Annotated in this window: 26 protein-coding genes; 8 read left to right on the plus strand and 18 right to left on the minus strand. The window is 59.9% G+C overall.

Features of this window, described 5'->3' with window-relative positions; genetic code table 11:
* Positions 1 to 55: 55 nt before the first annotated feature.
* From fabF to HF682_RS04705, 9 genes are all read right to left on the minus strand, one after another.
* Positions 56 to 1,294, minus strand: coding sequence for a beta-ketoacyl-ACP synthase II (gene fabF, locus HF682_RS04665; RefSeq protein WP_168876056.1), 1,239 nt, complete (start codon positions 1,292 to 1,294; stop codon positions 56 to 58).
* 107 nt (positions 1,295 to 1,401) lie between these two features.
* Complete coding sequence (acpP, locus tag HF682_RS04670) at positions 1,402 to 1,641, minus strand: acyl carrier protein (RefSeq protein ID WP_168876057.1); 240 nt, start codon at positions 1,639 to 1,641, stop codon at positions 1,402 to 1,404.
* Positions 1,642 to 1,830: 189 nt separating this feature from the next.
* Complete coding sequence (gene fabG / locus HF682_RS04675; protein WP_168876058.1) at positions 1,831 to 2,571, minus strand: 3-oxoacyl-ACP reductase FabG; 741 nt, start codon at positions 2,569 to 2,571, stop codon at positions 1,831 to 1,833.
* Between the two features lie 34 nt (positions 2,572 to 2,605).
* Complete coding sequence (gene fabD, locus HF682_RS04680) at positions 2,606 to 3,523, minus strand: ACP S-malonyltransferase (RefSeq protein WP_168876059.1); 918 nt, start codon at positions 3,521 to 3,523, stop codon at positions 2,606 to 2,608.
* A 19-nt stretch (positions 3,524 to 3,542) separates the two neighbouring features.
* Complete coding sequence (locus HF682_RS04685; RefSeq protein ID WP_168876060.1) at positions 3,543 to 3,980, minus strand: DUF3617 domain-containing protein; 438 nt, start codon at positions 3,978 to 3,980, stop codon at positions 3,543 to 3,545.
* A 17-nt stretch (positions 3,981 to 3,997) separates the two neighbouring features.
* A complete protein-coding gene (locus tag HF682_RS04690) occupies positions 3,998 to 4,957 on the minus strand; it encodes a beta-ketoacyl-ACP synthase III (RefSeq protein WP_277346171.1) in 960 nt (319 codons plus the stop codon).
* Entirely contained in the window at positions 4,954 to 5,997 is a 1,044-nt protein-coding gene (plsX, locus tag HF682_RS04695) for a phosphate acyltransferase PlsX (protein WP_168876062.1), read from the minus strand. The genes HF682_RS04690 and plsX overlap by 4 nt, the downstream gene beginning before the upstream one ends.
* 126 nt (positions 5,998 to 6,123) lie before the next feature.
* Positions 6,124 to 6,303: a 50S ribosomal protein L32 gene (gene rpmF / locus HF682_RS04700; RefSeq protein ID WP_168876063.1), complete on the minus strand. Its 180-nt coding sequence runs from the start codon at positions 6,301 to 6,303 to the stop codon at positions 6,124 to 6,126.
* A gap of 66 nt (positions 6,304 to 6,369) precedes the next feature.
* Positions 6,370 to 6,867 carry a YceD family protein gene (locus HF682_RS04705; RefSeq protein WP_168876064.1) on the minus strand — a complete coding sequence of 166 codons (498 nt, stop codon included), beginning with the start codon at positions 6,865 to 6,867 and terminating at the stop codon, positions 6,370 to 6,372.
* A gap of 58 nt (positions 6,868 to 6,925) precedes the next feature.
* Here HF682_RS04705 and HF682_RS04710 point away from each other — a divergent pair, with 58 nt between their 5' ends.
* Together HF682_RS04710 and HF682_RS04715 are read left to right on the plus strand one after the other, a co-directional pair.
* The gene (locus tag HF682_RS04710; protein WP_168876065.1) at positions 6,926 to 7,516 is read left to right on the plus strand and encodes a Maf family nucleotide pyrophosphatase; all 591 of its coding nucleotides are present in this window, start codon (positions 6,926 to 6,928) and stop codon (positions 7,514 to 7,516) included.
* A complete protein-coding gene (locus tag HF682_RS04715; protein WP_168876066.1) occupies positions 7,513 to 8,226 on the plus strand; it encodes an SAM-dependent methyltransferase in 714 nt (237 codons plus the stop codon). The genes HF682_RS04710 and HF682_RS04715 overlap by 4 nt, the downstream gene beginning before the upstream one ends.
* A gap of 13 nt (positions 8,227 to 8,239) precedes the next feature.
* On the opposite strand, the gene HF682_RS04720 is transcribed toward HF682_RS04715, so the two are convergent.
* Genes HF682_RS04720 through HF682_RS04730 form a run of 3 tightly spaced genes read right to left on the minus strand, consistent with a single transcriptional unit; the run spans position 8,240 to position 9,835 of the window.
* Positions 8,240 to 8,986, minus strand: coding sequence for a transporter substrate-binding domain-containing protein (locus tag HF682_RS04720; RefSeq protein WP_168876067.1), 747 nt, complete (start codon positions 8,984 to 8,986; stop codon positions 8,240 to 8,242).
* 51 nt (positions 8,987 to 9,037) lie between these two features.
* Positions 9,038 to 9,427 carry a group II truncated hemoglobin gene (locus HF682_RS04725; RefSeq protein ID WP_168876068.1) on the minus strand — a complete coding sequence of 130 codons (390 nt, stop codon included), beginning with the start codon at positions 9,425 to 9,427 and terminating at the stop codon, positions 9,038 to 9,040.
* Between the two features lie 15 nt (positions 9,428 to 9,442).
* The gene (locus HF682_RS04730; protein ID WP_168876069.1) at positions 9,443 to 9,835 is read right to left on the minus strand and encodes a SirB2 family protein; all 393 of its coding nucleotides are present in this window, start codon (positions 9,833 to 9,835) and stop codon (positions 9,443 to 9,445) included.
* A gap of 218 nt (positions 9,836 to 10,053) precedes the next feature.
* Here HF682_RS04730 and HF682_RS04735 point away from each other — a divergent pair, with 218 nt between their 5' ends.
* From HF682_RS04735 to HF682_RS04750, 4 genes are all read left to right on the plus strand, one after another.
* Positions 10,054 to 11,337 (plus strand): HD-GYP domain-containing protein, encoded by a 1,284-nt coding sequence (locus HF682_RS04735; RefSeq protein ID WP_168876070.1) that lies wholly within the window; start codon positions 10,054 to 10,056, stop codon positions 11,335 to 11,337.
* Positions 11,334 to 13,739: a sensor domain-containing protein gene (locus tag HF682_RS04740; RefSeq protein ID WP_168876071.1), complete on the plus strand. Its 2,406-nt coding sequence runs from the start codon at positions 11,334 to 11,336 to the stop codon at positions 13,737 to 13,739. The genes HF682_RS04735 and HF682_RS04740 overlap by 4 nt, the downstream gene beginning before the upstream one ends.
* Positions 13,740 to 13,862: 123 nt before the next feature.
* Positions 13,863 to 15,167 carry a DUF3422 family protein gene (locus HF682_RS04745; protein WP_168876072.1) on the plus strand — a complete coding sequence of 435 codons (1,305 nt, stop codon included), beginning with the start codon at positions 13,863 to 13,865 and terminating at the stop codon, positions 15,165 to 15,167.
* A gap of 125 nt (positions 15,168 to 15,292) precedes the next feature.
* Complete coding sequence (locus HF682_RS04750; RefSeq protein WP_168876073.1) at positions 15,293 to 16,672, plus strand: hypothetical protein; 1,380 nt, start codon at positions 15,293 to 15,295, stop codon at positions 16,670 to 16,672.
* A 27-nt stretch (positions 16,673 to 16,699) separates the two neighbouring features.
* Here the strand turns inward: HF682_RS04750 and HF682_RS04755 are convergent, their stop codons facing one another.
* The 4 genes from HF682_RS04755 to HF682_RS04770 all read right to left on the minus strand — a co-directional run bounded on the left by HF682_RS04755 (position 16,700) and on the right by HF682_RS04770 (position 20,912).
* Positions 16,700 to 17,290 (minus strand): DUF4189 domain-containing protein, encoded by a 591-nt coding sequence (locus HF682_RS04755; RefSeq protein WP_168876074.1) that lies wholly within the window; start codon positions 17,288 to 17,290, stop codon positions 16,700 to 16,702.
* A gap of 45 nt (positions 17,291 to 17,335) precedes the next feature.
* Positions 17,336 to 18,217: an EamA family transporter RarD gene (gene rarD / locus HF682_RS04760; RefSeq protein WP_168876075.1), complete on the minus strand. Its 882-nt coding sequence runs from the start codon at positions 18,215 to 18,217 to the stop codon at positions 17,336 to 17,338.
* A 179-nt stretch (positions 18,218 to 18,396) separates the two neighbouring features.
* A complete protein-coding gene (locus HF682_RS04765) occupies positions 18,397 to 19,653 on the minus strand; it encodes an MFS transporter (protein ID WP_168876076.1) in 1,257 nt (418 codons plus the stop codon).
* Positions 19,650 to 20,912 (minus strand): MFS transporter, encoded by a 1,263-nt coding sequence (locus tag HF682_RS04770; RefSeq protein WP_168876077.1) that lies wholly within the window; start codon positions 20,910 to 20,912, stop codon positions 19,650 to 19,652. The genes HF682_RS04765 and HF682_RS04770 overlap by 4 nt, the downstream gene beginning before the upstream one ends.
* Positions 20,913 to 21,243: 331 nt before the next feature.
* Here HF682_RS04770 and HF682_RS04775 point away from each other — a divergent pair, with 331 nt between their 5' ends.
* Both HF682_RS04775 and HF682_RS04780 read left to right on the plus strand, forming a co-directional pair.
* Entirely contained in the window at positions 21,244 to 21,942 is a 699-nt protein-coding gene (locus tag HF682_RS04775; protein WP_168876078.1) for a hypothetical protein, read from the plus strand.
* Between the two features lie 356 nt (positions 21,943 to 22,298).
* Positions 22,299 to 22,505, plus strand: coding sequence for a CsbD family protein (locus tag HF682_RS04780; protein WP_168876079.1), 207 nt, complete (start codon positions 22,299 to 22,301; stop codon positions 22,503 to 22,505).
* A 347-nt stretch (positions 22,506 to 22,852) separates the two neighbouring features.
* Here HF682_RS04780 and HF682_RS04785 read toward each other — a convergent pair whose 3' ends face one another.
* A complete protein-coding gene (locus HF682_RS04785; protein WP_168876080.1) occupies positions 22,853 to 23,572 on the minus strand; it encodes a Crp/Fnr family transcriptional regulator in 720 nt (239 codons plus the stop codon).
* A 262-nt stretch (positions 23,573 to 23,834) separates the two neighbouring features.
* Complete coding sequence (locus HF682_RS04790; protein ID WP_168876081.1) at positions 23,835 to 24,077, minus strand: hypothetical protein; 243 nt, start codon at positions 24,075 to 24,077, stop codon at positions 23,835 to 23,837.
* Positions 24,078 to 24,156 lie beyond the last annotated feature (79 nt).

A 24,156-nucleotide genomic window follows, 5' to 3' on the forward strand; every position in this document is an offset into this window, starting at 1 on the left:
CAAAACCGGCAAGGCGCAGAACGCCTTGCCGGCTGTACGGCTGGACCCCGCAGCGTCAAACGCGGCGGAACACCAGGGTACCGTTGGTACCGCCAAAGCCAAAGGAATTGGACAGTGCCACGTCGATCTTCATCTCACGCGCCTCGTTCGGCACGTAGTCGAGATCACACTCCGGGTCCTGATCATGCAGATTGATGGTCGGCGGGCTGACCTGATGATGCAAGGCCAGGGTAGAGTACACCGCTTCAATCCCGCCCGCGCCACCCAGCAGGTGACCGGTCATCGACTTGGTGGAGTTCACCGCCAGCTTGGCCGCATGATCGCCAAAACAGCGCTTGATGGCGATGGTTTCGGCAATGTCACCCAGCGGGGTGGAGGTGCCGTGGGCATTCAGGTAGTTCACTTCATCGATATTGATGCCCGCATCGCGCAGTGCATTCTGCATGCCGCGCGCCGCACCTTCGCCGTCTTCACATGGTGCCGTCATGTGGTGCGCATCCGAGCTCATGCCAAAACCGGCCAGCTCGGCGTAAATACGGGCACCACGCTTCTTGGCGTGCTCGTACTCTTCCAGAATCAGGACACCCGCGCCCTCACCCATCACAAAGCCGTCACGGCCCATGTCCCACGGTCGGGAAGCGGCTTCCGGATCATCATTGCGGGTGGAGAGTGCACGGGCGGCAGCAAAGCCGGCCATGCCAAGGCGGGTCACCGCCGCTTCGGTCCCGCCCGCCACCATCACGTCCGCATCGCCATAGGCGATGATGCGTGCCGAATCGCCGATGCAGTGGGCGCCAGTAGTACAGGCCGATACGATGCCGTAGCTCGGGCCTTTGTAGCCCTTCATGATCGACACCTGACCAGACACCATATTGATGATGGAGCCGGGGATGAAGAACGGCGATACCTTGCGCGGACCTTGTTCACGCAGCAAGCCATCGGTTTCTTCGATCAGGGTCAGACCGCCGATCCCGGAGCCGATATTGACACCGATACGAGTCGGGTCAATGCCAGCGTCGTCCAGCCCGGCGTCACTCACCGCCTGCAGGGCGGCAGCAATGCCATACTGGATGAACAAGTCCATCCGGCGCGCATCCTTGGCCGAGATGTACTGGGTCGGGTCGAAATTTTTGACTTCACCGGCAATCTGGCAGGCCAGATCACTGGTTTCAAAACGGGAAATACGGGCAATGCCGCTCTTGCCTGCCAGGATATTGGCCCAGCCGGTTGCGACATCATTGCCGTTCGGGGCCAGCAAACCCAGCCCGGTAACTACCACTCTGCGCTTGGACAACGGTTTCTCCGTGCTTGTTTTCAGATCCTGCTACAGATGCAGCACGATCCCGGAAAGCGGTCCGGTAAAGCAACGGGCGCCCGGGGCGCCCGTTCTTTGAATCCAGCTTACTTGGCCACGTTGGCGTTAACGTAGTCGATCGCCTGTTGCACGGTGGTGATCTTTTCAGCCTGATCGTCCGGGATTTCGCACTCGAACTCTTCTTCGAGGGCCATCACCAGCTCGACGGTGTCCAGCGAGTCCGCGCCGAGATCGTCGACGAAGGAGGATTCGTTCTTGACTTCCGCTTCGCTCACGCCGAGTTGTTCAGCAACGATCTTTTTAACACGCGCTTCGATGTTTTCCATTTTTACTCAACCATTCCTTTCAACAGGATTCAATAAAGCGCAGGCATTGTAGCAAATTTGCGGGAAAACCCAAACCGCCTGCCTGCAACAAAAAAATCATTCAAAAACAAAACGTTAAAACTGAACGCGCATTCAAGGCCGACCCGCACGCGGCGAGCCCGCCCAGAATATCACGCCCTTGGGCCAGGATCAGCCCATATACATGCCACCATTCACGTGCAGGGTTTGCCCGGTGACATAGCCTGCAGCCGGGCTGGCCAGATACGCCACCGCCGCCGCAATTTCTTCCGGTTGGCCCAGCCGACCCAGCGCAATCTGTCCCAACAAGGCTTCGCGCTGCGCTTCGGGCAGATCCTTGGTCATGTCGGTTTCAATGAAACCGGGTGCCACACAGTTCACCGTGATGTTGCGGCTGCCCACTTCACGCGCCAGCGACTTGCTGAAGCCCATCAGACCGGCCTTGGCGGCGGAATAGTTGGTCTGCCCCGGGTTGCCGGTGGCACCCACCACCGAGGCGATATTGATGATACGGCCCCAGCGGGCCTTCATCATGCCGCGCATCACCAGTCGTGACAGCTGGAATACCGGCTTGAGGTTGGTGTTCATGATGTCGTCCCACTCGCTGTCTTTCATCCGCATCAGCAGATTGTCGCGGGTGATGCCGGCGTTGTTGACCAGAATGGTGATGGCACCGTGCTGGCTCTCGATGGCCGCCACAATGGCGTCCAGCTGGGCGGCATCGCTCACGTTCAGCACGCGGCCTTCTCCAGTCACTCCGGCTTCTTTCAGATAGTCCGAAATAGCGGCTGCGCCGCTTTCGCTGGTCGCGGTGCCGATCACGGTGGCGCCCATGCGCCCCAGTTCCAGTGCAATTGCACGTCCGATCCCGCGTGATGCGCCGGTGACCAGCGCAATCTTGTCTTTCAGCATTGCCACTCCTTGCGGATGGTTAAAGGGTTGAGGCTCAGGCCAGCTCGGCAAAAGCCGCCGGTTCGACCAGCGCCACATGGCGCGCGTCCGGCGCACCCCGTTTGTTGAGACCCACCAGCACCTTGCCGGGGCCACACTCAGCAATCACGCTTACCGGACGAGCGGCCAGCGCCGCCACGGTTTCCACCCAGCGCACCGGGCTGTACAGCTGTGCCACCAGCGCGGCCTTGATGGCGGCCGCATCGCTGTGGCTGCACACGTCGACATTGTGCAGCACCGGAATCGCCGGGGTATTGATCTGAATCTGCTCCAGTGCAGCCGCCAGACGGTCGGCGGCCGGTTTCATCAGCGCGCAGTGCGAGGGTACCGACACCGGCAGCAGCAGGGCACGCTTGGCCCCCTTGGCCTTGGCCAGCTCGCAGGCACGTTCGACAGCCGCCTTGTTGCCGGCGATCACGGTCTGGCCTGCCGAATTGAAGTTGACCGGGGCCACCACCTCGCCTTGTGCCGCTTCGTCACAGGCGGCTTGCAGCACGGTGTCGTCCAGCCCGAGGATGGCAGCCATCGCGCCGGTCCCTTCCGGCACCGCCGCCTGCATGGCTTCTGCGCGCAGCCGTACCAGTTTCAGCGCGTCGGCAAATGCCAGACTGCCCGCCGCTACCAGTGCTGCGTACTCGCCCAGGCTGTGCCCGGCCACCACGCTGGGTGCCGCGCCGCCTTGGGCCAGCCAGGCGCGGTATACCGCCACATCGGCGGTCAGCATCAGCGGCTGGGTATTGATGGTGGCATCCAGCTGTTCCTTGGGACCATCGGCCACCATTTGCCAGACGTCAAAGCCGAGCACGGCGGAGGCTTCTGCAAAGGTGTCACGCACCACGGCCACGTCAGCAAAGGCATTCATCATGCCCACCGACTGGGAGCCTTGACCGGGAAACACAAACGCCAAAGACATGCTTTACTCCTTGAATCCGTCAGGGCGCAGGGCAGTCACCCAGCCGCTGCGCGGTAAATACCGAGAGAAAGGTACCCGGTGGCCAGCCATTGAGGCTCTGCGCCGTGGCTTCACCGTGGTAATGGGTAGAGTCATCAAACACCAGCCAGGCGGCGCCTTTGGCCGGAATCTTGCCCTCACAGCGCGCCTGCCAGCTGGCGCGATTGCCTTCTTGCTTGAACTGGCTGGTTTCACACTGCTGCTTCTGGTCACCCAGCAAACGATGCAGATCACTGCGCCACTGTTGCAGCTGAGCTTCTTCCAGACAGCGTTGCACCGATTTGGGCCGCTTGCCGATCAGGCTGTGGCTGGTCACGGTCGAGATTTCCCACAGGCCCGCCTGCAGTGGCGCGGCGGTGTCCTCGGCCCAAGCCAAGGCTGGCAGCAGCCCGAGCAGGATGAGGAGCGCTCGCAACATGATCCGGCCCGCGCGCTTTACCAGCGCAGCAGAACCGCGCCCCAGGCAAAGCCGCCGCCGATGCCTTCCAGCATCACCAGATCACCGGCTTGCAGGCGACCATCACGCGCGGCTTCGTCCATCGCCAGCGGAATGGAGGCTGCCGAGGTATTGCCATGGCGATCGACTGTGGTCACCACCTGCGACATCGGCAGGCCCAGCTTTTTGGCGGTGGCTTCCAAAATACGGATATTGGCCTGGTGCGGGATCAGCCACTTGAGATCGGCTGCCGTCAGGTCCTGCTCGCGCAGCACCTGGTCGGCCATCTCACCCAGCGACTTCACCGCAAACTTGAACACGCCCTGCCCGTCCATGCGGACAAAAGGGTGGCCGTTGATCTGACCACTGCTGGCCTGACCCGGCACTTCCAGCAGGTGCTTGTGGCGTCCATCGGCCTTCAGCTGCGAGCTGAGGATGCCCGGCGTCTCGCTGGCTTCCAGCACCACGGCACCAGCACCATCGCCGAACAGCACGCAGGTGGTGCGGTCCGTCCAGTCGATGATGCGGGAGAAGGTATCGGCTCCGACCACCAAAGCTTTTTTCGAGCTGCCACTACGGATGAACTTCTCGGCAGTTGCAACCGCATAGACAAAACCGGCACAGACCGCCTGAATGTCAAAAGCGACCCCGCCAAAAGCACCCAGCCGGTTTTGCAAGATAGTGGCCACACTGGGGAAAATCTGGTCTGGTGTGGTGGTGGCCACCACGATCAGATCAATCTCTTCCGCTGCGACACCCGCCGATTCCAGCGCACGCAGGCAGGCTTCAAAGGCCAGATCACTGGTCAGCTCACCTTCGGCGGCAATGTGACGCTGACGGATACCGGAGCGAGTGACAATCCACTCATCGCTGGTATCCACCATCTTTTCCAGATCTGCGTTGTACAGCACTTTGGCCGGCAGATAGCTGCCGGTACCGGTAATCTTGGCGTACATCAGGAGGCCTCACGGGCTGCCGCGTCACCGCTGGCAGTCGGTTGAAATTCTGCCATTTTGCCAGAAATGTGGGCGATGACGTTATGTTCCACTTCCAGCAACGCCTGCTCCAGCGCATAGCGGAACGCCAAAGCGTCTGCGCCACCGTGGCTTTTCACTACCGTGCCGCGCAGACCGATCAGGCTGGCGCCGTTGTAACGACGCGGGTCCATACGGCGGCGGAAGGAAGACAGCGCAGGCAGAGCCAAGAGGCCCAGCAGCTTGGTCAGCCAGTTACGGTTGAACGACTCTTTCAAGGCCGCGGCAATCATTTTGGCCACGCCTTCCGAAGTCTTCAGCGAGATATTGCCGGCAAAGCCATCGGTGACCACCACATCGGTGGTGCCTTTGAAGATGTCATCACCTTCCACGTAACCATGGAAATTCAGGCCACTGTCACGCAGCAGCGCAGCCGCTTCCTTGATGGTGGCCGTGCCCTTGATGTCCTCGGTGCCCACATTGAGCAGGCCTACCGTCGGCTCGGGCTTGTTCAGCAAGGCGGAGGCCAGCATGGCCCCCATCACGCCGAACTGCAGTAGGTGCAGGGGCTCGGAATCAATATTGGCACCCAGATCCAGCACCACACTGTTGCCCTGCATATTGGGCATCAGCTTGGCGATGGCCGGTCGATCCACCCCCGGCAGCATCTTCAGCACAAAGCGGCTGGTGGCCATCAGCGCGCCGGTATTACCGGCAGAAACACAGGCCTGGGCGCGCCCTTCCTTCACCATATTGATGGCGATGCGCATCGAGGACTGTTTCTTGTTCTTCAGCGCAGACTGTGGCGATTCGTCCATGCCCACCACTTCGGTGGCGGGTTCGAGTGACAGGCGGTCGGTCGGCACATCCTTGTGACGGCGCAATTCAGCCGACATGGCGTCCGGCATGCCTACCAGAATCACGTGGATAGCAGGATGTTGCTGCAGAAAGCGCAGAACTGCGGCGATCGTAACCCGACAACCGTGATCGCCACCCATGGCGTCAACGGCAATGGTGATATTCATCGAGCAGAGGCAGGCGAGAAATGAGAGGGAGGGAACTGCGGGCGGGTCGTGCCCTGGGGACCGTTACCGGTCCGGACATGACACCGCCGCCACAGCGGGCCGCGCAAGGCGGCAGGACCAGCAGGCTTACTCGCCCTTGGTCTTCAGGACCTTGCGGCCACGGTAGTAGCCGTTCGGGCTGACGTGGTGACGCAGGTGCACTTCACCGGACACCGGCTCAACAGCCAGCGGCGGGGTGGTCAGAAAGTCGTGGGCGCGGTGCATGCCACGCTTGGACGGGGATTTTTTGTTCTGTTGAACGGCCATGATGACTCCTTAGACTAAATCGGCTGCGATTGCAGTTACCGCCCGCAACCGGCGCCAGCGACCGGCTCAGTGCCGGGTTTTCAATTTCGCCAGCACCGCAAACGGATTCGGCTTTTCTTTTTCTGCGACCGCACCCGCTGCCGCAGCAATGTCGACACACTGTTCGTGCCTGGGGGCAAACGAGAGGTTAAGCAGCACCTCATCTTCCACCCAGGTCAATACGTCAAAAGCTGCCTCGACCAGCACAGCATCTTCGTCATCACTGTCGTACTCTTCCACCTGCTCCTGCGTCTTCACCACCACCAGACGGTTTTGGCTCGACACCGCATGGGTGAACGGTTGCAGACAGCGCTGGCATACCTGGCACACGTCGGTTTCCACCGAGATGTCCAGCACCGGCAAGCGCAAGGCGTTGACACCACCCTGCACCACAAACCTGACTTCGCCGTCGGTACGTGACAAACTGGCGGCCAGCCGTGGCAGCTGCTGGAGCGGCACGCGGCCTTCCAGACGTTGCTTGCCCTCGGCAAAGGCGAGGTTATGGATGACGAACTGTTCTGACATAAACGCGGCATGATATAATCAGCGCCCTTGATTGTCAAAGCCTTTCACGCCCCGCCCCATGTCTCCCACGCTGGTTCTGGCCTCTACCTCCACCTACCGCCGCGAGCTGCTGGCACGGCTGCAGTTGCCGTTTGACGTTGCCCGCCCGGATGTCGATGAAACCCCGCTGCCCGGCGAGCGCGCCGAGCAGACGGCACTGCGCCTGGCAGAAGCCAAAGCCCGCGCCGTGGCACCACGCTTTCCCGGCAGCCTGATCATCGGGTCCGACCAGGTTGCCTTGCTGGACGGCGAGCAACTGGGCAAGCCCGGCCACCACGCGGCTGCCGTGGCCCAGCTGCAGAAGATGCGGGGCCGCCGGGTGGTGTTTCACACCGCGCTGGCCTTGCTCGACAGCCGCAGCGGTGTGGCCGAGGTGGTGGATGTACCGTATGAAGTACAGCTGCGCACCTACTCAGATGAACTGATCGAGCGCTATCTGCGCACCGAGCAACCGTATGACTGCGCCGGCAGCGCCAAGACCGAAGGACTGGGTGTCGCCCTGATTGAATGGATGCGGGGTGACGACCCTTCCGCACTGGTCGGTCTCCCCTTGATGGCGCTGACCACCCTGCTACAACGCGCCGGGCTGCCACCGCTGGGGGTGATATGAGCTACGGCACCCTGTATCTGATCCCGACCCCGCTGGGCGAAGGCGCACCACCGGAAGCGGTATTGCCCGCCAGTGCGCTGGCCATCACCCGCCAGCTGCAGCACTTTGTGGTGGAGCATCCGAAAACCGCTCGCGCCTGCCTCAAGCTGATGGGCACCGCCCTGCCCCTGCAGCAACTCAGCATGCAGACGCTGAATGAGCATACTGCTGCCAAGGACGTGGAGCCCTTGCTGGCCCCGCTGCTGGCGGGCCAGGATGTGGGCCTGCTGTCGGAGGCCGGTTGCCCGGCGGTGGCGGACCCCGGTGCGCAACTGGTGGCACTGGCCCATCAGCGGCAGATCCCGGTACGACCTCTGGTGGGCCCGTCTTCGCTGTTGCTGGCCTTGATGGCCAGCGGCCTGAATGGCCAGCGCTTCTCGTTTCAGGGCTATTTGCCTGCCCAGCCTGCCGAGCGTCAGCAACGCCTGCAACAACTGGAGCAGCACTCACGCCGTCAGCAGGAAACCATCCTGTTCATCGAGACCCCATACCGCAATGCGGCGATGCTGGAGAGCCTGCTGCAAACCTTGCAGCCGGACACCCGCCTGTGCGTGGCCACCGACCTGACGCTACCGAGTGAGCACATCCTCACCCGCAGGGTGGCTGACTGGCGGTCGCAGCCCCGCCCGGAGCTGAACAAGCGGCCCAGCATTTTCCTGTTTTTGGCCTGATACTGTATTGCTCTTACTGCGCACTGAGCGGCGGCAAGGCACTATCTAGCTGAGTCATGACCGCATCAGGCACCTGCTTGCTGCACATCAGATAGCGCAGATTGCCTGGTGGCATATCCGTAAAGGTCAGCCGGGCCAATGCCACTTTGGGCGCATTGGCCTGCGGGCTGACACGCAACACGTGTTGATAATAGTCCAGCTCTTCCGGGTTAAGCGGAACCAGCTCTACCCGTTGGAATTGCAGCTTACGCAAAGCCTGCAGCACATCACTGGAGCGATCCACGTCCGCCCCCATCCCCTGCAGTAGTGCATCCAGCGGCGCACCATAGACAAAACCGTCCACCACTCCGACCCGTGGTGGCGCCGGGCGGGTCAGCAACTCGCTGACCCGCGCAATGCCGCTCCAGTGCGCCACATGCTCTGGCAGGCTGGCAAATACAATGGGCTGGTCCCGATGCAGAGGCCGGCTAAAGCGGGCAAAGCCTCGTCGCTCATCATTCATGAACCAGCCGATGGAGCACACGGGAAAAGCGTTCACTCGTATCTCTTCAAGTGCCCGCCGCGCCGGGCGAGCCACATAAACTGCAGACAACCCGCCCTTGGACAACGCTTGCCGCACCCGTTGCAACAGGAAGCCCGCAGGCAGACCACGCTCATCCGTATAGTAATAAGGTGGTTTTTCGATGTAGGTGATGGTCAAAGGCTCCGCCGCCCATGCCATCGGGCTGATCGCCAGCAGCAAGAATGCCCGTTTCAGCATACCCATCCTCCTGCCATGAGTATGGTCCAGCGGGTGACATTTTCCCAGCGTTCAGACATCCTGATTGCGCATGAAATCTGCCGTGCGAAACAGTGCTTCCTCCAAATGACTGCGCAAGGCGTCTTCCATGGCCACCTCGTTCATGGCTTTGAGCATGCAGTACATCCACTGATCACGCCCGCTGCTGTCAATGGCAAACGGCAGGTGCCGGGCACGCAGCATGGGATGGCCAAAACGCTCAATGTACAGATTCGGTCCGCCCAGCCAGCCCGACAGGAACATGAACAGCTTATCGGCAGAATGGGTCAGGTCTGCCGGGTGCATGTCACGCACGGCTTTCGCTACCGGATCGGTATCCATGATGGCGTAAAAGCGGTCCACCAGCTGGCGCAGCACGGCTTCGCCGCCCAGCAGTTGATAAGGCGATAATTCAGTCGACATCCATCACACCCGGGTCTAAGCCATCAAACGCGAGAAATCCGGTACGGGTGACTTGCTCAACGCTACCAGCACCATATAGAAGAACACACAGACCGCCAGCACCCAGCACACCAGACGCTGGGCATGTGTCTTGCCACGCTTGAGCGCAAAGGTGCCCAGGCCGATATAGGCCAGCAGGGCAAAGAACTTGGCGGTCAGCCAGGGCTGCATGAACGGATACATGCCGCTCAGCACCATCAGCGCGATCGCTGCAGACAGCAATACGGTATCGATCACATGCGGCACAATGCGCACCCAGCGGTAAGCCAGCCGGGGGGATTCCTGCAGCATCCAGACGCCCCGCAGCAGGAACAGGCTGCCGGACAAGGCAACCGCCAACAGATGAAGATGTTTGATGGCTGAGTACATGGCCCCTCCACTCGGTCGATAAACAGGGCGCACTGTACCATTTTGCATCACGACCCGACCAGTCTATCCGCTCCTGCCTGCAGGAGCATTGGACAGCCACTTGCATCTGGCTTTAACATTTCTGACCAACAAGCCAGTTAAATTTTGCAAACAGCATAAATGTCTGCTATGACCTTCAAGTACCCCCTCCGCTCGTACAAGAGGTTCGCCCACTGATCATGTCCGACAGCGAAGCACAATTCGTTGACATCGCCCGATTGCGCATCGGTTTGTACATCCACCTGGACCTGGGCTGGATGGCGCACCCGTTTTCGCTCAACAGTTTCAAGATTCGCACGGAAGAACAGATCGAGATCATCCGCAATCTGGGACTGGAACGTATCCGCTATGACCCAGCCCGCAGCGACGCTCAGCCGCTGGCGGAGCCCGGTCATGACACAATCAAACCCATCGTCGCTACCGAAGCCAGCCCGGTCGAGAATCCTGAGATCAAGGCCAAGCGTGCCCGCCGTGAACGACTGGATCAGCAACGCGCCAGCCTGGCGGCCTGTGAGCGGCAGTTTGGTGAAGCAAGCAGGCAATTCAAACTGGTCAGCAAGCAGGCCAATACCTCCCCCGAGCAGGCACGGCAACTCTCCGAGCAATTGATTGGTGGGTTTGTTGATGACCTCACAGGCGATCAGGAAGCAGCCATCCGGCTGCTGTCTGAGAAAACTGGCGAAGAGGGGGCACTGCATGCCCTGAACGTCACCATCCTGTCCTTGCTGCTGGGTAAGGCCTGCGGGCTGGAACGGCAAGCCATGGCTGACCTCGGCATGGGCGCACTGCTGCATGACATCGGCAAGATTGAATTACCTGACCGGGTCCGTCATCTGGACGATCATTTCAATCACGCCGAGCGTGAGCTCTACCAGACCCACGTCAGCCAGGGCATTGCGCTGGGGCGTCGCATGGGCCTGTCCGCCCCGACCTTGCTCACGCTGGCCCAGCATCATGAGCATGCCGATGGCAGCGGCTTTCCGCAACGGGCCAAGAGCGACAAGATCAGTCCGGCAGCCCGCATTGTGGCGCTGGTCAATCGCTATGACAATCTGTGCAACCCGGCCAACCCGGCGCAGGCACTGACCCCGCATGAAGTCCTGCGCAGCCTGTTTGCGCAGCAGCGAAATCACTTCGACGCCACCATTCTCAACAGTTTTATCCGCATGATGGGTGTCTACCCGCCAGGCTCGGTGGTACAGCTGGAAGATGAGCGTTATGCACTGGTGGTATCGGTCAACGCCGCTCGGCCGCTCAAGCCCCATATTGTGGTGCATGATCGTGAGGTGCCGCGCGAGGATTGCATTGTGCTGGACCTGGAAAATGAGCCCGACTTGTCGATCAAGCGCAGCTTGAAGCCCACGCAGTTGCCGCGTCCGGTGTTTGATTACCTCTCGCCCCGCAAGCGCATGTGTTACTTCTTTGAGCGCGGTCGTGAGGCGGCCTCAGGGACACCACCATGAAGCTCAATCGCTGGCAACCCCTGATCGACGGCCTGATGGAGGCGGTCTGGCTGGTCGACCCGATCAGCCTGCAAGTGGTCGCCGCCAATGCCGCCACCGAGCGTATGCTGCGCATGCCGGTCACCGCCCTGCTGGGACGTTCGGTCGCCGAGCTGGCGTCCACCCCGGAAGACCTGTACTTCTGGGAAGACGTTGCTGCAGGTCGCAGCCAGCATATCAATTCGGAAACCGTCATGCGCCGTGGCGACGGCGGCCTGATCACGGTGGAGCGCTGTGTCAGCCTGGTCAAGCTCGGCAACGAATCCATGTTCATGGCCAGCTTCATCGACCACAGCGCCCAGCTACAAGCCGAGCAGGAGCTGGAAACCCTGATCGCCGAGTTACGTGCCACGCTGGAGTCGTGCGCAGATGGCATTCTGGTGGTCAACCGGCATGGCAGCATCCGGGGCTACAATCAGCGTTTTGCCCAGCAATGGGGCCTGCCGGAGTCCTTGCAGACCCGCCGCGACGATCCTGCTGTGTTCCAGTGGTTATTGCAAGCCGTGCAACACCCCGATGACTATCAGCGCCGCTTGCAGCAACTGGAGCAATCTCCGCTGCTGGAAGCCACCGACACCCTCTACCTGCGCAGTGGCCTGGTGCTGGAGCGGGTATCGCTACCCCAGTTTGCGCGGGGCCGCGCCATTGGCCGGGTCTATGCCTTCCGTGACATTACCCGGCGGCTGCAGGATGAGGCCCAGCTGCAAGTAGCGGCCAAGGTGCTGGATGCCAGCCTGGATGCCATTTTCATTACGGATCAGCAAGGGCGGATCGTCACCGCCAACCCGCGCTTCGCCGCCCTGACCGGGCAAAGCATCACTAGCCTGCAGGGGACTGATCCCTCCCGCTTCCTGAGCCACCCGGATGGCAAGCGCTTTCTGCATAACCTGCAACTGGAGCTGGCACAGCATCTATTGTGGGAAGGTGAGATTCAGTTGCAGCAGGCCCATGGTGGAACCATACCCTGCTTGCTGTCACTGGTAAGGATGCTGGATAGCCAGGGCATGCGCAGCCACGATGTCGGCTTCCTGAAAGACCTGACGGAAGCCAAGGCGGCCAAGCGCCGTATTGAAGACCTCGCCTATAACGACACCCTGACCGGCCTGCCCAACCGCCTGCTGCTGGCCGAGCGTGTCCAGATGGCCATCCAGTCCGCCGAGCGCAACCAGAGCCAGTTCGCCGTGCTGTTTCTGGACCTGGACCGCTTCAAGCACATCAACGATTCACTGGGTCATCTGGCCGGAGATGCCGTGCTGATGGATGTCGCGCAGCGGCTGCAGGATTGCCTGCGGCAGCAGGACACTGCAGCCCGCCTGGGCGGCGACGAATTCATCCTGGTGCTCAACGGCGTGAATGAACAGGGCGCGGAAAACTCGGCGCGCCGCATCATTGATGCGCTGTCGCAACCCTTCCACTTTGCCGACCTGACGTTCTCGGTCACCTGCAGCATTGGCATCGCGCTCTACCCTGATGATGGTCGCAGCATGGATGACCTGATCAAGAACGCCGACAGCGCGATGTATCACGTCAAGGAGCGGGGCCGCGCCGACTTCCGCTTCTACCAGCGGCAGATGAATCTGGGTCTGCTGACCCGCATGAAGCTGGATCATGCCATGCGTGAAGGGCTACGCGAGCAGCGCTTTCATCTGCACTACCAACCGCAGGTGGACCTCAATAGCGCTACCTTGCTCGGGGTGGAAGCACTGATTCGCTGGCACGATCCGGAGCTGGGTGAAGTGCCCCCCGGCCAATTCATCCCGATTGCCGAGGAAACCGGGCTGATCGTTGCGATTGGTAACTGGGTACTGGACAGCGCAGCCGCTCAGGCCAGCCAGTGGCGGCGTGACGGCTACCGCTTCACGACAGCGGTCAACGTGTCAGCCTACCAGTTTCAGCAAGCTGACTTCGTCGAACGGGTGGCGGACACCCTGCAGCGCCATCAACTGCCGGGTGAGGCACTGGAGCTGGAGCTCACCGAAACCTTCCTGATCCGCGATGCCACCGAGGCGCTGCGCAAGCTGGATGCCCTGTCTGCGCTCAAGGTGCGGATGGCCATTGATGACTTTGGCACCGGCTACTCCAGCCTCAGCTATCTGAAGCGCTTCCCCATCCACAAGCTGAAGATCGACCGTTCCTTCATCCACGATGTACCGGGCGACGAAGGTGCAGAAGGCATCGTGCAAGCCATCATCAACATGGCACAGGCCCTGCACCTGCAGGTGACGGCAGAAGGAGTGGAGACCGAAGCCCAGCGCGCCTTCCTCAGCCGCGCAGGTTGTACGCAGTACCAGGGATACCTGTTTGCCCGCCCCACCGCCGCTAGCGACCTCGCGCCGATGCTGCCCTCCCCCGCTCAGCGCTAGACCTTGTCGTTGCGCTGTCATCCTGCACTGCTATAAGTACATGACCAGATGGTCTGAGGCCCGGCTTTACCCAAAGCCAGGCCTGCCTTAGCATGATAACCATCGCCTGTGTCTGGAGCCTGCATGACTGCCCCGCTGCTGCAAGAGCACCCGCTGCGCCAATCGCTGAACGACGAAGCCCATGCCCGCCCCTCAGTACCGGTGCACACCGGTAGCCGGCTCAGCGCACTGGTCTTGTTTGGCGGTGATACCACCGCACACCGTGCCGCCTTGCAGGCATTGACGCGACAGCTAGGCCTGCCGGAACCGGGCAGTCACCCGCACTATGTCGGCGAACACGCCGGGCTGACCCTGCGCTGGGACAGCCATACCGAATTTACCCGCTACTCGCTGCTGCTGCCGGATGGCCCGGAAGATCCTTTCGCCGAATCACCGCTGGACCGCTTGCCTGCGGACTGGCTGGATACCTTGCCAGGTCAATTGCTGGTCGCCATCCATGCTGCAGTGGTACCACGACAGGAAGAGCCCGTCGATCTCACCCGAGTAGCGGACCGATATTTTGCCGGGCACGACTTGATCGGCTCCGAGCTGGGCGATGGTCGCGGTCTGGCCCTGACCGACCTGCAGCTGCACCCGGACCGCCACCTGCCCTCCGGCGCCAGCCGCCTGCTGCTGCTCGATGGGGCGATGAGCGAACGCCAGTGTGGCCGCATGCTGCAGCGCCTGCTGGAAATCGAAACCTATCGCATGCTGGCCTTGCTCGGGCTGCCGGTAGCCAAGGCCTTGCTACCGCAGCTGGCCGACATGGAAGCCCGCCTGAGCCGACTGACCCGCGCCATCCGCCAGCCAGAAAGTGACGACCGGCAACTGCTTGACGAGATGACCGAACTGGCCGCTGAACTGGAAGGCAGTCTGGCCGCCAGCAGCTACCGCTTCAGCGCCGCCAGTGCCTACTACGCCATTATCGAACGGCGGATTGCCGAGCTGCGCGAAAGCCGCCTGAGTGGCCTGCAGCCGTTTCGTGAATTCGTGGAGCGACGTCTCGCTCCCGCCATTGACACCTGTCAGTCGGTCAGCCGGCGGCAAGAGCAGCTCTCCTTGCGGCTCCAGCGCAGCACCGCCCTGCTGCGTACCCGGGTTGATGTCAGCAGTGAAGCTCAGCGCCATGGCCTGCTCGCCTCCATGAACCGCCGCGCCGCGCTGCAACTACGCCTGCAACAAACGGTGGAAGGGCTCTCCGTTGCCGTACTCACCTACTACATCGTCAGCCTGATCGGCTACGCCGCCAAAGCCCTGCACGCCCTCGGCCTGCATGTCACCCCTGAACTGGTCACCGGCGGCGCCATCCCGCTGGTCGCCGCCACCGTCGCATTTGGCCTGCACCGCTTCCAGGCCCGCCAGGAAGAACCCCGACCTCCGGTCAGTTGAGCCCCTGCCCTATCGGACAGTACTTACGGCAAGGCAAATAGTGCAGTGTGTGCGAGCGCCGGGTCATGCCCAGCGCTGCCACCATAGACTTGCCGTAAGCGCTTGCCTATCACAGGGAGACCCGCATGCACCTCGCCAAACTTCGTTTGCTTGCATGGAGCATGGTGCTCTTGCTGGCTGGCTGTGGAGCCAATCACAACGCCATCCACCATGAGTTCACGATACCTGCTAACAACACAAACTCTAACAGCACAAACTCAGTACCCGGTAAGGCGATTTTCGTAGATGCCAAGCAGCGCGCCATCCTCGCCATACCATATGGAGGCGCAATTCGGGTCTGCGCAGAGCAGGCACCGGATGTGTTTTCGGTGCTGAGTGCCAGTCTGGCAGCGGATCTTGATGCGGGGATCCCTGAGCAAAAGCTGAAAGCGGCAATCAAGATGGCCAGCAGCGAGAGTGGCGCCACCATCCGCCGTAGTCAGACGGTCAATCTGCTAAGCCTGTCCATGCTGAATACCTGCTTGCGCTATGCCAGTGGTGCCATTAGAGAGGACGAGCTGAGGTTGCAGGCAGCACGGGACCAGCGCATGCTGGTCAGCGTGCTAGCCATTGAGCAACTGACCAGCCTGGGAGACAGTCAACCCGTTGTGATTCTAAATACCCAGTCTCAGGCGAGTGGCAGCAATCCGCAACTGTTGAGTGACGCAAAGCAGGATCGCGACCAGAAACAAAGCGCCTTCGACGACAAGAAAAAGGCAGCCGGAGACCCGTTTGAGGCATGGATAAAAGACAAGACCTGCAATGACGTATCTAGTGACGATAAGGGCAAGTGCCATGCATTGCACGAGGCACAATCCGCGCTGGATAAGGCGGAAAAATACTACCAGGCCATGCTGACAGCAACTCAGAATGCAGGGGCAGCCTATGGTAATGCAAATGGTACCGTCACCCTCCCTGCCCACAGCACAACACTCTCCGAGGCATCCATCCGCGAGATTACCCAAGCCGTCATAAAAATTGCAGAAGCGGGCATGCGTCTTGACCCACTCGAACACTGCCTGGCAAACGCCAATAACCAAACAGAAAGAAATCAGTGCATTGCGGAACATGGGAAGCCCGAAGAGGAGGGTACCTCCACAGCCTCTTTAATAAAAGGGAATCAAGTCAAAATTACTCCTGCTAAGCTTTTTATACAATTCTCCGCGGAATCCATTGCTCAAGACGTCAGAACGCTCAATTACACGCTTAAAGCATGCTTGCCAAACCTGAGCATTTATTCCCCGGAACGAATGAAGACAGGAACGCCGAAAAACACAATAGTCCGCTATTATTTTGAGGAGGACAAAGGTGCAGCTGAGGCGATCAGCACGAGCTTCACAGCCCTCACTAAACAGCCAGCAGTGAAAGAACTGTATCCTGGAAATGGCAATGTCAAACCCGGCCTGATCGAACTCTGGATAGCAAATGACACACTAAGCTTAACCCTCACCAACAAATGCCAATAACAAGGCCGCCCAAATTAACGGCTTCCCTCAGTTCACCCCTGGCACCACCCAGCGGGCCGGGATGCCGCGCAGGAATTCCAGTTTGCAGGGTTGCTGGTATTCCTGCTGGCAGCGTTTGAGGACATCCTGTTTCACCTCGTGCGCCTCGGCGGCAGAGCCGCCGCTGAGGCCGCCGTTGGGTGCGCGGGCGATGGCGACAAAACCGTTGTAGAAACTGAAGCCGATCCGGCATTCCTTGAGCTGGGCCTCATTGCAGGCCGCCATGGCTTCGCGTTCAGCCTCTTCCTGACTGGACCAGTCCAATCCGTAGGCGTAGCTGGGGGCGCCTTTGGCATCACGCGCCCAGGCTATGGCGCTGTAGCGGCGTTGCCAGTAGCCGGTCGGGCCAGGCGGTGGTGCGGCTTGCGGGGTATTGCCTTGCCGCCCCGCTCCGTTGACCCGCGAATTCCACTCCGGGGTACCGGGCACATTGCCTTGTGGGTCATAGATCGGAGCACAACCGGACCAGCCGGCATTGCCCCCCCCCAACGGGTATTGACCCGGCGGGCAAGCATGAGCCTGCAAAGACCAGACCAGACTCAGCACGAGGAATGCAGTAACAGATAGCGAACGGGGCATGCTCGGCTCCGATAACAGATGGGGCTATGACCCGAGCATGCCGGGCTAGTTCCGCCGCTGCCAGAAGCCCTCTGCAGTGAATACCAGCAGTGCCAGCCAGATCAGGCCAAAGCCGATCAGGCGCACCTGATCAAAAGGCTCATGATACAGCAGCGCACCGATCAGCAATTGCAGCGTGGGCGAGAGGTATTGCAGCAGGCCCAGTGTACTGAGCGGCAAGCGTCGTGCACCCGCACCAAACATCAGCAAGGGGATGACCGTGACAATGCCGGTACCCATCAGCAGCAGGGTTCTACCGCTGTCGATATGGCCGAAGTGGCCTTGCCCCTGCCACGACAGCCAGAGCAGATAGCCCAGCGCGGGCAGGAACAGCAGGATGGCCTCCATCGACAAGCCTTCCAGCGAGCCCAGCGCGGCAGTCTTGCGCAGGAAGCCATAGAAGCCAAAGCTGAAGGCCAGCACCAGCGCCACCCACGGCAAGGTGCCCAGTTGCCAGCCCAGCCAGGCCACCCCGGCTGCTGCCAGCGCGACCGATAGCCATTGCCCGGGCCGCAGCCGCTCATGCAGCAGTACGCTGCCCAGCAGCACATTGACCAGCGGGTTGATGAAGTAACCCAGGCTGGCTTCCAGCACCTTGCCCTGGTTGACCGCCCAGATATACACGCCCCAGTTACAACCCAGCAACAGGGCGGAGCAAAGGAAGAGGCGGCTACTGCGCCATTGGCGCAGCGCGGCCAGTACCTGACGCCAGTCTCCTTGCCAGGCCAGCAGCACGATCAGCACTGGCAGTGACCATACCATGCGGTGCGCCAGAATCTCCGTCGCGGGCAAAGCGTGCAGCGGTCGCCAGTACAGCGGGAACAGCCCCCAGCAGAAATAGGCTCCGAGGCCATACCAGATACCCTGGCGAACCTGTGCCGCGCTCATGACCGTGCCTCCGGGGCATTGCCGTGTGTGTAATGTGTGTTGTGCTGGCGAGCAGGTTTGACCTGCATAAGATTCCTTGCGTGGCCAGAGTGGCCTGACTTCAAAGTCAGCACTATACGCGGACACACGACACACTGTCCCGGTACAGCCAGAGGGCACTGCACCATGACAGTGCCTGATCAACCTGCCTCAGCAGCAGCACTCCCCGGGCTTTCTTCACGCTGGATGCGCTGGCTGGTTCGCCACAGCAGCGGCATTGCCAGCACACAGCACAGGGCGTTGGCATACCACATGCGCTCGGCACCGAAGTAGCGGATCAGCTGACTGGAGCAGACGGGTGACAATAGACTGGCCACGCTCCAGGCCACCGTATAGATGCCCAGATAATGGCCGGTACGCCGCCCTTCTGCCCGCTGCATCACCACGCCAATGACCGTGGGCATGATCACCATCTCCGCCACCGTCCACACCACCGTAGAAAAAGACAGCCACACCACGCCCTGCCCCAGCGGCAGCATGGCGCTGGCCAGGCCCATCAGCAGCGCGCCGGCCAACATCAGCAGCGGCGGCTGGGCGTTGCGACTGCACCAGCTGGTCAGCGGTATCTGTACGGCGACGATCAGCAGGCCGTTGAGCGCAATCTGCCAGCCAAACCCCTCCGGCCCCAGCCGGTAATGCAACACCGTATAGTTGCCCAGCTGCGAATAGATGGCCTCCAGCACCAGCCGCAGGATCAGGCTGCCGAACATGAAAGCGAGCAAAGGCCCATCCCGATAAGGGCTCTGCAGATGGCGCTCACCCGTGGTATCCCGTGTGACGGCAGCCTGCGCCTGCCCGGCATGCCGCCGCAGCGCCCACCATAGCCACAAGGCTGCCAGCGCGGAGGTGAGGCTGTCGAGGATGAACACAATGCGATAGTCGTGGCTGGCCGCCAGCCCGCCCATGACACCCGCCACCGAGACTGCCAGATTGATCGACACCCGGTTGAGCGACTGCGCCACCACCCGGCTTTCTGCCGAGCAGGTTTCCATGATCAGCCGGTGGATCTGCGGCCGAAAACCGGTATCCATGAAGCCACTGGCCATCATCACCAGCGCCAGCAAGATCGGCTGCTCAACACACAGGTAGAGCAGGAAGCAGCCTGCCGAGCCGCACAACATGATCAACGCCAGGCGGCGGGCGGGCCAGTGGTCATTCATCAGGCCGCCGCCGTAAGCCCCGGCCAGCATGCCCAGCCCATTGCAGGCCAGCAGCCAGCCCACCATCTCGATCGGCAAGTGCAAAGCCTGGTGCAGGTACAGCGGCATGAAGATGCGCACCGCACCGCCCATACGGTTAATCAGTTGCGCCCCCGCCAGCACCCAGGCCATCGTGGGCAAGCTGCGCAGCGACGGTCCCAGCCAGCGCCGCCAGTCCGCAGGGGCCGCTTTACTCATGCACGCCCCCCGGCCTCAGCCGGTTTGGCCGCAGCATGCTGATCCTGCATGACACGCCCGGTGCGCAACAGCAGCGGCAACACCAGCACACAGGCCAGACCGCTGAGGTACCAGACACTGTCCGCCCCGCCATGGTGAATCAACTGGCTGGACCATACCGGCGCCAGCAGCCCGGCAATACTCCACGCCATGGAGTACACCCCCAGATAATGCCCGGTACGACGCCCCTCCGCACGCTGCATCACCAGCAGCACCAGGGTTGGCATCCACAGCATCTCGGCCACCGTCCACACCACGGTGGTGAACGACACCCAGCCAAAGCTCTGCCCCAGCGGCACCAATGCCGCACCCAATGCCATCAGCGCACCGCCACTGAGTACCAGCGCCGTAGGCGGGTAGCGGCGGTTGCCCCAGGCGGTGAGGGGAATTTGTACCACGGTAATCAGCAAGCCATTGATGGCCATCTGCCAGCCAAAGGCCGATGGCCCCAGCCGATAATGCGCCCCCATATAATTACCCAACTGGATGTTGATGGTCTCAAACACCATCTGCAGCACCAGCGCGCCGCCCACAAACCAGAGAAAGGGCGGGTCCTGATACGGGGTTTGCCCCTCCTGCGGTGCTTTGGCAGTACCGGTCTGCGCTGCAGGCGCAGCCTCCGGTGCAAAGCGGCGCAACGCCCACCACAACCAGACACCCGCCAGGGCCGAGGTGAGGCTATCAAACAGGAACACAATCCGGTAATCCATGCTGGCAGCAATCCCGCCCAGCACCCCGGCCAACGCCACCGCCAGATTGATCGACACCCGGTTGAGCGACTGCGCCGTCGCCCGGGTCTCCGGCGGACAGGCCTCCATGATCAGGCGGTGGATTTGCGGCCGCAGCGCCACATCGGTAAAGCCGGTCACCAAGAGCAGTGGCGCCAGCCACCAGATTGAGTCGAGGAACAAATACAGCAGGAATATCAGCGCCGCGCTGAACAACATACCCACCGCCAGTCGCCGCGCCGGCCAATGGTCGGTCATCACGCCACCCAGCCAGGACCCCGCCAGCATGCCCACCCCATTACAGGCCAGCAACCACCCCACCTGATCCATCGGCAAGTGCAGCGCCTGATGCAGATACAGCGGCATGAACATGCGCACCGCGCCACCCATGCGATTGATCAACTGTGTCGCCGCCAGTACCCAGGACATCACCGGCAATTGCGACACCGCCTCACCAAACATACGCTTCCACACCGCAGGCGCAGCAGACATCAAACCTCCTGAACGACGGGGCTGCTTGTGGCAGCACACCGAAAGCAGCGCCACCAGACGGTAGCGCCAGAGAAAGGGGGGGTGCACTTACTGTACGGTAATGTCATCGGTTTGAAACGATACAGATGGTGCAAAAACCAGCAGACAGTGTTACGCCCTGTGCAAACGGGCGGGAGGGCTTGACTTGGGAGGGGGCTACAGCTGGAATGACCGAAGTTTGGGTATGGAGTCAGTTATCTTTCCCCTAGACCAGCATGCACCTGCCGGTAGCGCTTATGCAAATCGACTATTCAGGTGTATATTGTTACGCACCCTTTATCTGGTACGCCCCATGACACGATCACGCGGTTTAGCTTGCGCCCTGTTTCTGTCCGCCATCACGTTGAGCACTCACAGCACGGCGGCTCAACCCGCGTTTGAGCTATCCAGCAAGTTTTACGAGGCGGATTTCAGCCGAGCCCCCATCTGGGATGGCACCCATCGCTTCGAGAATGTGTTTTGCCTGAGCTTTCCGCGCAGCCAGGAGGCGCAGGGGCTGGCCTACGCGCTGTACAACAGCAATACCCTGTACTTTAGCCGGGTGGCCTACCCCGACCTGACCGCCCTCTACGTGGTGACGTCAACCGTGCCGGCAGGCCGCACCACTGAAGCGGAGATCGACAATCTGGCCGCGCAAAACCAGCGCAGCGTGGAGGCCTACCCCAGCTATTTCAAGCAGACCCGCACCACGGGCGTACTCGGCCCCTCACTGACCTTGACCGTGCGGAATGCGCGAGAAGGCGGCAAAGAAGCGCCCTTCCCTTTTGTACGCAGCGTAGCCAATCGACCGGATGGGCAGCTGGCCTCGCTCTCGGTGCATCGCCTGTTCGTGCACGGGCAAGATCGAATTGAAGTGGCCGGGCTGCGTTACTTCCAAGCCCCCATCAGCGCCGACCGCGAAGCCGAGGCAATCTCTAACTTGACCGCACTGGTCGAAGCCGCAGCCGACTCCTTGCAAAGCTGCACGGCGAAACTGCCACCACGGGGGTAATTAAGGCAAAGAGGCGACCCCAGTATGCAGCAGATGCCAGCTAATAGCATCGGCCTGCTTTACTTCAACGCTCCGAACAGCCCCGCTCATAAGGCTGGGTCCAATCCCTTGCAAACCTTCACAATGAAGCTGCTGCCATAGTAGGTAGTAAGTGTAATCTATGTACGCTATCGCACCGCCAGGTGAGTTGAATGCGCCTAGTCTTAATCTACTGCCCGGTGGTCTAGCCAATTAAATTTAGCTCGGTCGCTGTGATGCAGAAACACGTTCCTAAATTATCTAACACTAAATAACATGCCTGCTGTGCAAGTTAGATATTCTTGCCTGTGGCACAACCACCCATAAGGAGCATCAAAATGAACTGGGATATTACTGAAGAAAACTGGAAGCAATTTAAAGGTAAAGTTAAGGCGCAATGGGCTAAGTTAACAAATGACCATCTTGATGTCATTGCGGGAAAACGTACAGCCCTAGCTGGAAAAATTCAAGAAACATACGGTGTCAGCAGCGAGACGGCAGAGGAGCAGATCAAGAAATTTGAGGCGCAACAAAAAGATGGCTGACCGCATTAATGACTAATCCTATCTCGGGTGTTGAAGTGAAAAAATAAAAGCACCCGAGGTTAGCTGCCAGGTTATCAATAAAAACAAGCTTTGCCCCATGTATTTTAACAATATGGGGCATTTTTTTAAATAATTTTCTTGTTGGTAAAGGAGAGAAAATGCAAGCCATCGCCACCCCGCAAGATGCACTGGAAGCAGATGAACTACCGAACAGTCGCGGGGGAATGAATGAACTGTTGAGCCCATCTACAGACGAGCGATTTGTTGAAATGAGCCCCTACGAGCTGCTAATGTGTGTAGATGCATGGCTATCGGAGGGAGGGCGTGAATAGGCTACAGTGATTGAGTTAGGTTGCCATTATGTTGGGTAATAAACGATCATATTCTTTCTTAACCACTGCATAGCACTCGCAAGAGCGTTTCTCAAGCCCCAGTCTGTCCAGCACTTTGATATGCCCGCGTGCATAACTTATCAGCCCTGCTTTTTGCAACTTTAACGCAGCTTCCGTCACGCCCTCACGGCGTACACCCAGCATATTTGCAATGAGCTCCTGTGTCATCACCAGTTCATTTCCTGTCAGGCGATCAAGGCTTAGTAGCAGCCAACGACACAATTGCTGGTCAAGTGAATGATGCCGGTTGCAAACGGCTGTTTGTGCCATCTGGGTAATCAAAGCCTGAGTATAACGCAATAATAAATGTAAAGCGGGACCAGCTCGATTAAACTCATCCTGCAATGCAAACGCTTTTAGGCGAATACCCTCTCCGGCACTCTGTACAACGGCTCGACTGGGGGTTGATCCACCTCCCATAAAAAGCGATATGCCGACTACTCCCTCATTGCCTACCACAGCAATTTCAGCTGAGGCGCCATTTTCCAATACATACAGCAAGGAAACAATACTGGTTGTTGGAAAGAAAACGTGAGATTGAATGCATCCTGGCTCAGAGATTACCTGACCCAGTGGCATATGAACGTGTTCGAGAAACGGAGCCCAGCGTGAAAATTCCTCCTGGGGAAGTGCTGCCAAAAGATGGTTATCGTTCTTTTCGTTTAGGAACAGCACCGCTTGGCCCTCACTGGTAAGGTTATAGGCAGAGGGTGTACACCCGCCTCTTGGTGCCACACCATACACCTGTGCATGTTACCTGTATGTACGCTACCGCACATATGGCCAAAATATTGATTACTGAATCACGCACACTTCAATGGCACCAGGATTCCTGCTCTCGTACTACACTGGGGGCGTTCCAAAATTTACATCTGGGGCGGTACGCTATAGATTAAACAACGACCGCCACATTTATTGCTGTGTCACTCTCGGAAGCTTACTTGCTATGCTTGCTAGCATGAAGCTGGATTGCCTCTTTAGCATGCTCATTGGCCTGAATCGAATGACTGCTGGCGACTACCGTATGATGCGCAGCAGCTTTGTGATCCCCGGAATGATGCAGCTTTGCTGCCTCCTTATGATGCTTGGAAGCCAACTCATGCTGTTCAGCCGCCTGTTGATGATGTGAGCTACTCTGTTTTTGCTCGGTCTCTTGATTGTTTAGCTTGATCTGTTCCATTTGAAACTCCAGTCATAAGTAAGTGCGATGTACTTAATAAAAATTATTGAGTTGGATCGCAAACTCATCATGACAGGGT

The sequence above is a fragment of the Leeia aquatica genome, from assembly GCF_012641365.1.
Lineage (GTDB): Bacteria > Pseudomonadota > Gammaproteobacteria > Burkholderiales > Leeiaceae > Leeia > Leeia aquatica.

Bases quoted from the DNA above. Each gene is read 5' to 3' on its own strand.
- fabG (WP_168876058.1), bottom strand. From the start codon at position 2,571: ATGCTGAAAGACAAGATTGCGCTGGTCACCGGCGCATCACGCGGGATC.
- HF682_RS04685 (WP_168876060.1), bottom strand. From the start codon at position 3,980: ATGTTGCGAGCGCTCCTCATCCTGCTCGGGCTGCTGCCAGCCTTGGCT.
- fabD (WP_168876059.1), bottom strand. From the start codon at position 3,523: ATGTCTTTGGCGTTTGTGTTTCCCGGTCAAGGCTCCCAGTCGGTGGGC.
- HF682_RS04755 (WP_168876074.1), bottom strand. From the start codon at position 17,290: ATGCCCCGTTCGCTATCTGTTACTGCATTCCTCGTGCTGAGTCTGGTC.
- HF682_RS04770 (WP_168876077.1), bottom strand. From the start codon at position 20,912: ATGTCTGCTGCGCCTGCGGTGTGGAAGCGTATGTTTGGTGAGGCGGTG.
- HF682_RS04740 (WP_168876071.1), top strand. From the start codon at position 11,334: ATGAAGCTCAATCGCTGGCAACCCCTGATCGACGGCCTGATGGAGGCG.
- HF682_RS04750 (WP_168876073.1), top strand. From the start codon at position 15,293: ATGCACCTCGCCAAACTTCGTTTGCTTGCATGGAGCATGGTGCTCTTG.
- HF682_RS04720 (WP_168876067.1), bottom strand. From the start codon at position 8,986: ATGCTGAAACGGGCATTCTTGCTGCTGGCGATCAGCCCGATGGCATGG.
- HF682_RS04715 (WP_168876066.1), top strand. From the start codon at position 7,513: ATGAGCTACGGCACCCTGTATCTGATCCCGACCCCGCTGGGCGAAGGC.
- plsX (WP_168876062.1), bottom strand. From the start codon at position 5,997: ATGAATATCACCATTGCCGTTGACGCCATGGGTGGCGATCACGGTTGT.
- HF682_RS04775 (WP_168876078.1), top strand. From the start codon at position 21,244: ATGACACGATCACGCGGTTTAGCTTGCGCCCTGTTTCTGTCCGCCATC.
- HF682_RS04735 (WP_168876070.1), top strand. From the start codon at position 10,054: ATGTCCGACAGCGAAGCACAATTCGTTGACATCGCCCGATTGCGCATC.
- HF682_RS04710 (WP_168876065.1), top strand. From the start codon at position 6,926: ATGTCTCCCACGCTGGTTCTGGCCTCTACCTCCACCTACCGCCGCGAG.
- rarD (WP_168876075.1), bottom strand. From the start codon at position 18,217: ATGAGCGCGGCACAGGTTCGCCAGGGTATCTGGTATGGCCTCGGAGCC.
- HF682_RS04790 (WP_168876081.1), bottom strand. From the start codon at position 24,077: ATGGAACAGATCAAGCTAAACAATCAAGAGACCGAGCAAAAACAGAGT.
- HF682_RS04725 (WP_168876068.1), bottom strand. From the start codon at position 9,427: ATGTCGACTGAATTATCGCCTTATCAACTGCTGGGCGGCGAAGCCGTG.
- HF682_RS04780 (WP_168876079.1), top strand. From the start codon at position 22,299: ATGAACTGGGATATTACTGAAGAAAACTGGAAGCAATTTAAAGGTAAA.
- acpP (WP_168876057.1), bottom strand. From the start codon at position 1,641: ATGGAAAACATCGAAGCGCGTGTTAAAAAGATCGTTGCTGAACAACTC.
- HF682_RS04730 (WP_168876069.1), bottom strand. From the start codon at position 9,835: ATGTACTCAGCCATCAAACATCTTCATCTGTTGGCGGTTGCCTTGTCC.
- HF682_RS04765 (WP_168876076.1), bottom strand. From the start codon at position 19,653: ATGAGTAAAGCGGCCCCTGCGGACTGGCGGCGCTGGCTGGGACCGTCG.
- rpmF (WP_168876063.1), bottom strand. From the start codon at position 6,303: ATGGCCGTTCAACAGAACAAAAAATCCCCGTCCAAGCGTGGCATGCAC.
- HF682_RS04745 (WP_168876072.1), top strand. From the start codon at position 13,863: ATGACTGCCCCGCTGCTGCAAGAGCACCCGCTGCGCCAATCGCTGAAC.
- HF682_RS04705 (WP_168876064.1), bottom strand. From the start codon at position 6,867: ATGTCAGAACAGTTCGTCATCCATAACCTCGCCTTTGCCGAGGGCAAG.